Raw genomic sequence first — 10,691 nt, forward strand, 5'->3', positions numbered from 1 at the left:
ATTCACGGCGGGTCATTTCACCGCGCCGGCCATCAGGCCGCGGATGTAGAAGCGCTGCAGCAAGAGGAAGAGCACCAGGCACGGCACCATCATCACGGTGACGCCCGCCTGCACCGCGCCCCAGTCGATGGCGCCGAAGCGGCCGGACTGAAGTGCGGTCATCATGATCGGCAGCGTGAATTTGGACTGATCGGTCATCAGCACGAGTGCGGCCAGGAATTCGTTCCAGGCGCCGAGGAAGGCAAACAGTGCGATGGTGACGATGCCCGGCCAGACCAGCGGCAGCATCACCTTCAACAGCATGGTGACGTTGTTGGCGCCGTCCATGCGCGCGGCCTCCTCGATCTCGCGCGGCACCGCGTCGAAGGCGTTGCGCATCATGAAGATCGAGAACGGCAATTGCAGCGTGGTGTAGACCAGGACCAGCCCGGTCAGCGTGTTGTGCAGGCCGACCTTGGTCAGCACCAGGAAGATCGGCGTCAGGATGGACTGGAAGGGGATCATGATCGTCGACAGGATGACGATGAAGAGCACATCCTTCATCGGAAAGCGGAAGCGCGAAAAGCCATAGCCGGCCAGCACGCTGACGACGACCGACAGGATCACCGTCATCGAGGCGACATAGAGGCTGTTTTGCGCCGGCAGCCAGAGGCCGTCGCCAAAGGTGTCGAGCGTGCGATAGTTCTCGACCGAGAAGCCGGTCGTCGGCCATGGCGGCAGCGGCGGCTGGCGCGCCTCCTGCGCCGGCTTGAAGGTCGACAGCACGGCCCAGACGATCGGCGCGATGAACAGCACTGAGGCGATCATGCCGGTCGAATGCTCGGCGATCCTGAGCCAGAGGCGGCTGCTGCGGCTTCTTGCCTGCGCCATCAGTCGATGCCCTCCGGCTTGCGCAGCAGCCACAGCTGAACCAGGCTGAGCGCCACCAGGATGGCGAGCAGTATCATCGACAAAGCGGCGCCATAGCCGAGCTTGAACGAGACGAAGGACTGGTTGAAGATCCAGTAGACGGCGGTCAGCGTCTGGTTGCGCGGGCCGCCGCGCAGGATGATGTAGAACTGGTCGAAGGCGAGGATCGAGCCGGCGATCGACAGGATCAGCGCCAGCGCCAGCGTGCGGCGCATCAGCGGCAGGGTGATGGCGCGAAAGCGCGCGAACGGCCCTGCCCCGTCGATCATCGCGGCTTCCTGCAGATCGGTCGGGATCGACTGCAGGCCGGTCATCAGGATGATCATGGTGAAGCCCGCCACCTTCCAGACGACCATGGCGATGATCGACCAGAAGGCCGGCTGGAAGGTCGCCAGCAAGTTGAACTTTTTCGCCGTCAGGCCGAAATCGTAGGCGGCAGGGCTGAACAGGCCGGAATCGACATTGAGCAGCCACGACCACAGCAGGCTGGCCGAGGCGAAGCCGACGACCGCCGGCATGAAGAAGGATGTCCGGTAAAAGCCGGTCAGCCGCCTGGGCTTTTCGATGAACAGCGCCAGCGGAAAGGCGACGGCGAAGATCACGATGGTGACGATCACGGTGTAGTAGGCGGTGAAGCTCAGCGCGTTCCAAAAACGGTTGTCGCGCAGGATCGCCCGGTAATTGTCGAAACCGATGTAAAAATGCTCGCCCATCAGCGGCCAGTTGTGCAGCGACATCCAGGCCGTCATGCCGAGCGGGATGATGAAGAATACGACGACCAGCGCCACGGCCGGCGCGACATAGAGCAGGCCGATCCACTGCCGGCGGCCGGCGCCGACCAGTTTTCTGGCGCGTGGCGGGGTGGTGGTGGTGATGGTCATTTACCCTCCCCTTTGTGGGGAGGGTCGCTGCGCAGCAGCGGGGTGGGGGTGCGGCGCCGGCCTCCCACCCGGACCTGCGGTCCGACCTCCCCGCAAGGGAGAGGTAGGGCGTCGGTGCGATGATTGAGAATGCCAGAGGTCATGCTGCTCTTCCGTTGGATCTCGTAGGGCGGTGGGACACACCTCCCCCACCCCGCTGCTTCGCAGCGACCCTCCCCACAAGGGGGAGGGTAAGGAGCGCCGGCCGCCCGTCCAGGGAGACGGACCGGCCGGATCAGGACCCGCGACGGCAAGGGCGTTGCACCGCCCTCGCCGCCGGCCAGTCCTTATTTCTGCGCCTGGTCGATGATCGACTGCATGGTCTCTTGTGCATTGGCGATGGCGCCATCGACGTCGTCGCCGAAGACGACCTCGTTGATCATCTGCGTCCACGGACCGTTGGCCGAGTTGATCAGGTCGTTGAACACCACGGAATAGGGCGTGCGGCCCTTGGCCATGGCTTCGGCGGCGATCTGGTAGCGCGGATCGAGATCCTTCAGCGCCTCCTTGGCGATGTCGCCGCGCACCGGCAGGCTGCCGTATTTGGCCAGGATGGTCTGGCCTTCGAGCGAATAGGCGAAGTCGAGAAACTCCTTCACCACGGCGAGCTTCTTGGTGCCCTTGGTGACGACGAAATTGTCGCCGCCGGCAAACGAAGACCAGCCGCTGTCCTTGCCCGGCAGGAAGGTGACGCCATAATCGATATCCGGATACTGCGTGTTGAGCGCGCCGATGGCGAAGGCGCCGGACGGCGAAATGCCGATATTGCCGGTGGCGAAGGCGGCAAAGAAGTTGGCGCCGGTGTCGGTCTGCGCGCCGGCCGGCACCAGGTCCTTCTTGACCATCGAGCGGTAGAGGTCGATGGCGCCGCGCAGCTGCGGGCTGTCCAGCGTCGCCTTCGAGCCGTCCTCGGAGAGGATGTCGCCGCCCGAGGCCCAGATCAGCGGCGTGAAGGTGAAGATGTTGCAGCCGCCGCAATTGCCGGAGAAGTAGAAGCCCTTGATGTCGCCACCGAGCGCGTTGACCTTTTCGGCATCGGCCTCGATCTCGGCCCAGTTGGCCGGCCCCTTGTCGGGATCGAGCCCCGCCTGCTTGAACAATTTCTTGTTCCAGATCAGCACCGAGGCGTCGGCCGAGAACGGCAGCCCGTAAATGTGGTCCTTGTAGGTGCCGGTCTTGACATGCGCCGGCGACAGGCTGGCGAAATAAGGCAGCGATTTCGCCCAGTCGGTGATGTCCTCGAGCTGGCCGGCGGCGGCAAAGGACGGCGTGTAGATCAGGTCGAGCGACAGCGCGTCGGGCGCCGTGCCGCCGGCGGCGGCGGCGCCATATTTCGGGATGATCTCGGCATTGGGAATGATGTCCAGCTTGACCTGGTTCTCATGGCCCTTGTTGAAGGCGTCGACGATGCGCGGCATGAAGTTCGAGCCGTCGGCGCGAACCCAAATGTTGGCGGTGTCGGCGGCCATTGCAGGCAAGGCAATGATGCTCGCGGCGAGCGCGAACCCGGCAATCATGGTCTTCATGGTTTTCCTCCTCATGGTTTTTCTCCTCCTCCCTGTTGCGGCGCGCTCTTGGATCGCGCCGCGCGTTCTCCTAGCCGTCCAATGGGCGGCCGCATGACTGACGCACCACCAGCCGGCACGGCAGTTTTCGAATGCCCGGCGCGGCGGGTTCGCCACCGACGAGCGAAAGCAGTGTGAGGCCGGCCTCGCGGCCGAGCGCCGCCAGGTTCATGTCGACCGAGGTCAGCGGCGGGCGGGTCGCCTCGGCCACGATCTCCCAATTGTCGAAGCCGATGACGCCGACATCGCCGGGCACGCCCAAGCCGCGCTCGCGCAGCGCATCGATGACCCCGCGCGCGATCTGGTCGTTGCCGCAGAACACGGCGTCGGGTTTCTCCCCCTTCTTGTTGAAGAGCATTGGGCCGTCGAACAGCTTTCCGACGGCTTCATGCCCCCAGGCTTCCGACCACGAGCCGAGCAAGGGCTCGGTCACCTGCAGGGCGTGCGCGGCCAGCACATCGCGAAAAGCCTGTGCCCGCTCATTCACCACGGCAAAACTGGCGGGACCGCTGACATGGGCGATGCGCCGCCGCCCGAGGCGGCAAAAATGCTCGACCGCCAGCCGCGCCCCGCCGGCATCGTCGGAGACGAAGGCAACGGCATCGGGATCGGGCTGGCTGAAGGCGTAGATGACGGGCACGCCGAGATTGGCGAGGTCGACCGGCAAATGGCGGTCGATGCGCTTGCCGCTGGCGATGATGCCGTCGATGCGCTTGTCCAGCATCGCCTCGACATGCAGCTGCGCCAGCCGCGGATCGTCCTCGACATTGCACAGGAACACCGACACGCCGGCATCGACCAGCGCATCCGAAATGCCCGACATGACCGGCAGGGAAAAGCGGCCATAGGTATCGTTGGTCAACAGGCCGACCGTGAAGGAGCGCCGCCGAAGCAGGCTCTGCGCCAGGCTGTTGGGGCGAAAGCCGAGCCGCTGCGCCGTCTCGCGAATGCGCTGCCGCGTCTCGGCGGTCATCCGCCCCTGCCCGTTCAACGCCTTCGACGCCGTGGCCACACTAACGCCAGCCATCGCCGCGACTTCACGCAGGGTGACGGGTTGTTTGGCGGGTGGTGGCGTGTCGGAGGCCATTGTTGGAGTGTCGGTCCTCGGTTGGGAAAAGGTTTTCTCTTACAGGGCTGCGGCGTGTCGAGATGGGGGATCGACGGATACTGCGAGGGTTGGGAAAAGGTTTTCTCAGAGGGAGATTAGGATGAGAATTTGGGGATGGCAAGGGGGGGGTGGAGTGGCGAACCCAAACCCAAGGACGACGACAAGGGTCGAGGCCGCGCCGGTCGATGCGCGGTCGAGGTCAGTGTACAATGACGCGCAGGATTGGGAGAGCGCGCTCTGATCGCGGCTCTTGGCGATTGCCCGATACAGACGATTGACGAGCATCGGCTTTGTGAGGAAAAAGGGCGGTCGCCGGCCCAGCGTTCGGGCAAACCTATCCGGCTACGGGGGACGCAAAATGAGGCTCTATCGCTTCTTGGGTGCCGAGTACGGGATGCGGTCCATTCAGGAGCGCCGGATCAGGATCGGCCGCATCGAGGAGCTCAACGACGACTTCGAGTTCATCGGCGTAGCGCTGGCCGTCAAGGAAGAGCGGATCGCGCTGCGCGAGATGCGCCGGCACCTGAACGTCAACAACGGCGTCATCTGCATGAGCAAAGACTGGGACAGCCCGCTTATGTGGGCTCATTACGCGGACAGCCACAAGGGTATGGTCCTCGGCTTCGACGTCCCCGACAAGGCCTTCTACCAGGTTGAGTATCAGAAAAAGCGCCCCACTTTGGCCGACATGGGGCTCAACACCCTCGACGACATCACGCCCGACGACATCAAGCGCCTGATCCGCACGAAGGCCGAGGGATGGTCCTATGAGCAGGAATATCGCGCTTACATCAGCCTTACAGATGGCGTCGAGATCAAGGGCGAAACGCATTTCTTCATGCCGTTCTCGAAGGACCTGAAGCTTCGCGAAGTCATCGTAGGGTCGCGGTACAAAAGGCAGCGAGCCGAGATGGTAGCGGCGGTGAACGATCCGAGCGTCGACGTCTACATGGCGCGCGGATCGTTCGAGGAGTTCAAGGTCGTTCGACAGAACCAGGAGAGCATGTGGCCCTAAGGCTCACACCTTCTCCGCAATCACGGTCTATCGTCGGGCGGCATGAGGCTCCCCTATCGTGCGTTTTGCGTCTTCCAATTCCGCACAGAGTTTTTCGCGCAATTCACCCATTTCTTTCGTTTCACATTCCCAAACCACGATCGTCCGCCAACCACGTTCCGCAAGCTGATCCTCGTTTGCTTTGTCCCTGGCAATGTTCTGAGCGAACTTGTTGGACCAGAATTCCATGCGCGTCTTGGGAGTCGTCGCCTTCGAACAGCCGGCATGCCTGTGCCAGAAGCACCCGTGCACAAAAATCGCGACCCTGTACCGGGGCAACACGAGATCCGGGCTTCCAGGCATATCCTTGCGATGCAATCGGAAACGATATCCTTCACGAAAGAGCAACCGCCGGACCACCATTTCAGGTCCCGTGTCCTTTCGGCCGACACGTGACATCAACCAGGACCGCCTTTGGGGCGTCAATCGATCTACCATTGTTCCTTCAATCGCTGAATTTCGTATCACCTCTAGCAAATCAAAACGGGAAGGGCTTGCATACCGCCCTCAATTTGGCGATATATTTCCGAGTTCCAGTATAAGGACGGGTTTCTGGCGGTAAAGTATTCGTGTCATAATTAAGCCTGGCAACCATAATAGCATACACATACCGAATACCTGGGGATAAATAATGAAATATAAAGGGGAAGTTGTCGACCTGTTTTGTGGCGTCGGCGCTTTGAGCCATGGCCTTAAGCTTTCAGGATTTAAAATAGTCGCAGGCTATGATGTTGATAGCCGGTGCAAGCATGCCTACGAAAACAATAATGACGCCAAATTTCTTACCCGTGACGTAGGTAAACTTATCGCAGAAGAAATAAAGGCACACTATTCAGGAAAGCGACCAACGATTTTGGCGGGGTGCACTCCATGTCAGCCATTTTCGTCATACAAGCAACGATACGAAGAAGACCCGAAATGGAACCTCGTCACCAAATTTGCGACGCTTGCCGTTTCTGTCCAGCCCGACTTCATCACGATGGAAAACGTTCCCGCCCTTCTTAGATACAAAGAAGGACGGGTATTCGAAAGATTCTTCAAGATTCTTCAAGAAGGAGGCTACGACGTCGAATGGTCCGTGGAACAATGCGAGAAATATGGGGTTCCGCAGCGTCGCCGGCGACTCGTCGTACTTGCGGCAAAGTCCCATCATCTTGGAAAGCTCCAGCCCAATGCCAGCGAACTGATGTCGGTGCGGAAGGCCATAGGAAAATTGCCGCCGATCGAAGCTGGTACCAGTCATCCGGATAACGCCATGCATGCGGCTTCGGGTCTGACCCCGATCAACCTTCGACGGATCAAGGCATCCAAGCCAGGAGGAACTTGGCGCGACTGGCCAGCCTCGCTTAGGGCGGACTGCCATCGACGAGCGAGCGGAAAGACCTATCCTGGGGTCTATGCTCGCATGACGTGGGATGCCCCTTCCCCAACACTAACGACCCAATGTTACGGCTACGGAAACGGTCGCTTCGGTCACCCGGAACAACATCGAGCGATCACACTGCGTGAAGCAGCAATACTACAATCTTTCCCCGACGATTACGAATTCCTCCCTGCTGACGAAAAACCGTCCTTCACAGAAGTCGGAAGATGGATCGGCAACGCGGTTCCGGTCAAATTGGCCCAAGCCATCGGGAATGCCATAGCCAGCTCGAAGCCGAAAACGCGAAGCCATGTCTGAGCCAGATGGGGGCGTCTTCCGTTTCGAGATATCGTTGAGCGTCCTCAACCATCTCGGGCGCAACCTATATCGCAACTTCATCACCGTGTTAGGAGAGGCTATATCGAACGCTTGGGATGCAGATGCGAAAAACGTTTGGATCGACATAGATCGAGAGACGTCTCGCTTTTCCATCAAAGACGATGGCATCGGTATGTCTGCCGAAGATTTTCAGACGAAATTTCTGAAGATCGGATATTCGAAACGATCTGATGGTGCCACACGAACAGGCAGGAAACGTCCGTATATCGGCGCCAAGGGCATCGGCAAGCTCGCCCTGTTGTCGTGTGCCAAACGTATCTCGATCATCTCGAAAAGGGACGATACCGACTATGTCGGTGGTGTGATCGACAACTCGGGCCTGGACAAGGCGATCACCCAAGACTTGACACCGGAGCAATATCCCCTCGAAGGCCTCGACTTGAGCCTATTCGACAAGCTCACGGACAACCACAAGCATGGGACCATCATCGTCTTCGAGGAAGCGAAGGATCAGATAAGGAATTCCATCGCTCACATCAGAAAGATGATCGCGCTATCGTTCAAATTCGCGCTGATCGACAAAGAGTTCTCGATATTCGTGAACGGTGAAGAGGTGACGCTCAAGGACATCCAAGACGTTCTCGACACGACGGAATTCGTCTGGCTGATAAACGAAGCGGACGATCTTTTTGTTTCGGCGATGCGAAAGCTCAAGGCCGATCCGCTCCGACTGACGACGACGTTGAGCGTCAGCGGCTTTGTCGCTTCGGTAGAAAAGCCGAAGGACCTCAAGATAACGGGAACGGACGATCGAGCGACCATAGACCTGTTCGTGAACGGGCGCCTTCGCGAGAAGAATATTCTTCGCCACGTTCCAACACAGAGGGTCGTCGAGAGCTATATATACGGCCAAATACATTTCGACGTTATGGACACGGGCACGAAGATCGATCCGTTCACCAGCAGCAGAGAGGGCGTCGTAGAGGACGATAAGAATTTTGTCTCCCTACTGGACTATCTCAAACGTGAAGCACTGCCTGCGATAATCGATCAATGGGACAGATTGCGTCTAGAGCGGGGCAAGGAAGGAGACGACGAGAACCCTAGGAAATCGAGGAAGCAGCGCAAGGCCAGCGACCTATATTCCGCCGCCCGCGACGAATACGAACCGGCGAACAATGCGGAGACCAAGGATGAGGTCGAGGGGTGGCTAGATTCGCTCCGCAACGACGCGGAATTTAACACTCGTCCTATGTGGACTGCTTCCTGTCCGAAAATCTACTCCGCGAATATATCCGGACTTATAAATTAAGCCTTGATAAGAGCGCGCCTGCGGAAATACAGAATTGGAAAGAGACCGAGGCTAGGCGCAAGGGTGAGGCCAATATCAGCTTTGACGTCAGGAAGGATTCGGATGGGCTTACGTTCTTAGATATGAATATTCTTGCGCTGAGCATTGAAGGAACGAAGGCAACGGGCGGCAACCAATCTCTCTGGACCGACTCCATTGCGTACAAGCCAGTTAGAAATGTAGTCGGCCATACTGGTCTTCTGACTAATAATGCCAAGAACCATCTCTCGCTCACGTTCGAGAACATAAAGGCGAGAGTGAAGAAGCTCATCTCGGAAAGACCGAAGAAATTGCCTTAGAGGGACGCGGCGCCTGAACTTCCTATTCGCTGCCACGTATGCGGCCTAGGCCGTACGGCCATATTGGTGATTGTGTCGATGAAAAGAGGGCGCGGGCTTGGATGAAGACCAGAAAAGCTTCCTGACACATTTGCGAAGCACGCACTTTTCGCTTGTCGTGCTTTGTCTCGTCGCCGTTTTCGCTATTTCTCAGGTGACGACAGCCAATATTACAAAGGCTATGAACCAACTTAACGGAGTAATCGCGGCAACTAATAAAATTCAGTTGAACTCGTTGCTAACGAAAGAGGAAGGGTCGAACGAAATTGGCCTGGCTCGGTACCAGGTGAGTAAAACAGATGCTTTTGACTACCATGGCGGGTCGCTTGAAAGTTCCTTGAAGGATGAGGATCAGATATATGTATTATTTCCTAGGCAGAAGCTAAAATCTGATTATTGGAATTGTCAGAACCCTTTTGTGCCGAGTATCGAGCCGGCTCCCTACAACCCGCACCTGGTTTCCGGTGGGACGGACCTTTCTCTCGCCAGATTCATTCAGATATGGAATGACTTGGGTGAAGTCGTGTTGCTCGGCCCCAACGCGCTTCCTGATCAACTGGAGCTAGAACCCCGGGATGGGGGCGCTACGGTCATCGGTTCTCGGCAATATCCCGCCACCTACTTATCCAATGTTCCGGTTCTATTGACCTGTCTCGACGCAGGGGAAATCGGTCTCTATCTGACTGTTGGCGACGTCAACCAGAACGACCGCCAAGGTTGGGTTGCCGACATTCGCGCAAATATCCGACAGGTGAAATACACTGGCGAAATCATGCCCATCCGCGTCAATTGGCGTGAAAGGTTAGCAAAGGGAATTGACTATCTTCCCCAAAGCGACAGCCCGGCCTCGTTCAAAGAGTCGTTTCCCGAGCTTGAGGAATTAACAACGGATTCCCAGTCCGAAACGCTGAATGCAAACCTAAAGATCCTTCAGGTCGCAGAGAAGATCAGCCCCGCGTCAGTAAGCCTTTTTGGACTATCCGTTCCGCTGAGATTTGTAGTTACGTGGGGCGCCGCGGCCATTGCGATCATCCAGTTATATTTTTATATCAATATCGCAGCCTACTTCAATAAATATCCATATCCATTTGAAGTAACCTCGTTTCCGTGGGTGCCGACCTTTAGTTCCTGGTTGGCACACCTGACGTCCTGGCTTACAATCGTCATCATACCGGCGGCCATCGTTTTGTATCTGATTTATGTTGGGTTTAGCAAAATCAGCGTTCTCGAAATTGGCCCACTGTCCATTGCGGCGATAAGTTCGATCATCAGCGTTTGCACTGCGCGCACCATGTTACTCCGGAAGCCTTAGAGGGCGCCTGGAAGCCGATGGGCTTCAGCCAGGGCGCCAAATAGAAGGCACTCAACCTAGTACATCGGTACCATGCCGGTGAGCGGAGAGTGTGCCAGCGATGGAAAATCGGCTGCGCGAGGGCGGCCTCGCCGGCGCCGTCTGCATGACGCTCGTTCATGGCCTTTCTACCTTGATACCACGAATGGCCGCAGCCCCCGCAAGGGCCAACAGGGCCGGGTAATATCCTCGCCCAGACACACTCCAGAAACAAAATTCAACAGTTCGGAAAAACTGGCGAAAAGATCGGGTGGCATAAGCTTCCGCGGTCGGGATTCCGGATTCTTCTTTTTTGGAAGCGTCGGTCCTCCATCAACAATCGCAGCGGCGGCGGGGCTGAAAAGGCCTGCTCGTGCGGGAACAGCCGGGCGATGCCCGGTCAGGACGAGAAAG

Annotated in this window: 9 protein-coding genes; 4 read left to right on the top strand and 5 right to left on the bottom strand. The window is 58.2% G+C overall.

Annotated features, from left to right (window positions below; translation table 11 throughout):
- Positions 1–12 precede the first annotated feature (12 nt).
- The 4 genes from NKI06_RS17030 to NKI06_RS17045 all read right to left on the bottom strand — a co-directional run bounded on the left by NKI06_RS17030 (position 13) and on the right by NKI06_RS17045 (position 4,481).
- Positions 13–870, bottom strand: a complete 858-nt coding sequence (locus NKI06_RS17030; RefSeq protein ID WP_023682951.1) for a carbohydrate ABC transporter permease — start codon at positions 868–870, stop codon at positions 13–15.
- Positions 870–1,790 carry a carbohydrate ABC transporter permease gene (locus NKI06_RS17035; RefSeq protein WP_023682952.1) on the bottom strand — a complete coding sequence of 307 codons (921 nt, stop codon included), beginning with the start codon at positions 1,788–1,790 and terminating at the stop codon, positions 870–872. The genes NKI06_RS17030 and NKI06_RS17035 overlap by 1 nt, the downstream gene beginning before the upstream one ends.
- A 326-nt stretch (positions 1,791–2,116) precedes the next feature.
- On the bottom strand, positions 2,117–3,355 hold the full coding sequence (locus NKI06_RS17040) for an ABC transporter substrate-binding protein (protein ID WP_352986322.1): 1,239 nt from the start codon (positions 3,353–3,355) through the stop codon (positions 2,117–2,119).
- Between the two features lie 70 nt (positions 3,356–3,425).
- Positions 3,426–4,481, bottom strand: a complete 1,056-nt coding sequence (locus NKI06_RS17045) for a LacI family DNA-binding transcriptional regulator (RefSeq protein WP_352986286.1) — start codon at positions 4,479–4,481, stop codon at positions 3,426–3,428.
- A gap of 379 nt (positions 4,482–4,860) precedes the next feature.
- On the opposite strand from NKI06_RS17045, the gene NKI06_RS17050 reads away from it, so the two are divergent.
- Entirely contained in the window at positions 4,861–5,517 is a 657-nt protein-coding gene (locus tag NKI06_RS17050; protein ID WP_352986288.1) for a DUF2971 domain-containing protein, read from the top strand.
- Positions 5,518–5,544: 27 nt separating this feature from the next.
- Here NKI06_RS17050 and NKI06_RS17055 read toward each other — a convergent pair whose 3' ends face one another.
- Positions 5,545–5,994 (bottom strand): very short patch repair endonuclease, encoded by a 450-nt coding sequence (locus NKI06_RS17055; protein WP_352986290.1) that lies wholly within the window; start codon positions 5,992–5,994, stop codon positions 5,545–5,547.
- 193 nt (positions 5,995–6,187) lie between these two features.
- Between NKI06_RS17055 and NKI06_RS17060 the strand changes: the two genes are divergently transcribed.
- The 3 genes from NKI06_RS17060 (at position 6,188) to NKI06_RS17070 (ending at position 10,259) form a co-directional block, all read left to right on the top strand.
- On the top strand, positions 6,188–7,237 hold the full coding sequence (locus tag NKI06_RS17060; RefSeq protein ID WP_352986291.1) for a DNA cytosine methyltransferase: 1,050 nt from the start codon (positions 6,188–6,190) through the stop codon (positions 7,235–7,237).
- 34 nt (positions 7,238–7,271) lie between these two features.
- Complete coding sequence (locus NKI06_RS17065) at positions 7,272–8,570, top strand: ATP-binding protein (RefSeq protein WP_352986293.1); 1,299 nt, start codon at positions 7,272–7,274, stop codon at positions 8,568–8,570.
- 435 nt (positions 8,571–9,005) lie between these two features.
- On the top strand, positions 9,006–10,259 hold the full coding sequence (locus tag NKI06_RS17070; protein WP_352986295.1) for a hypothetical protein: 1,254 nt from the start codon (positions 9,006–9,008) through the stop codon (positions 10,257–10,259).
- Positions 10,260–10,691 lie beyond the last annotated feature (432 nt).

The organism is Mesorhizobium sp. M0772 (assembly GCF_040320135.1).
Taxonomy (GTDB): domain Bacteria; phylum Pseudomonadota; class Alphaproteobacteria; order Rhizobiales; family Rhizobiaceae; genus Mesorhizobium.

What these genes read in the sequence shown, in the direction of transcription:
- NKI06_RS17035 (WP_023682952.1), bottom strand. Translation starts at nt 1,790, where the DNA reads ATGACCATCACCACCACCACCCCGCCACGCGCCAGAAAACTGGTCGGC.
- NKI06_RS17045 (WP_352986286.1), bottom strand. Translation starts at nt 4,481, where the DNA reads ATGGCCTCCGACACGCCACCACCCGCCAAACAACCCGTCACCCTGCGT.
- NKI06_RS17030 (WP_023682951.1), bottom strand. Translation starts at nt 870, where the DNA reads ATGGCGCAGGCAAGAAGCCGCAGCAGCCGCCTCTGGCTCAGGATCGCC.
- NKI06_RS17060 (WP_352986291.1), top strand. Translation starts at nt 6,188, where the DNA reads ATGAAATATAAAGGGGAAGTTGTCGACCTGTTTTGTGGCGTCGGCGCT.
- NKI06_RS17040 (WP_352986322.1), bottom strand. Translation starts at nt 3,355, where the DNA reads ATGAAGACCATGATTGCCGGGTTCGCGCTCGCCGCGAGCATCATTGCC.
- NKI06_RS17055 (WP_352986290.1), bottom strand. Translation starts at nt 5,994, where the DNA reads ATGGTAGATCGATTGACGCCCCAAAGGCGGTCCTGGTTGATGTCACGT.
- NKI06_RS17050 (WP_352986288.1), top strand. Translation starts at nt 4,861, where the DNA reads ATGAGGCTCTATCGCTTCTTGGGTGCCGAGTACGGGATGCGGTCCATT.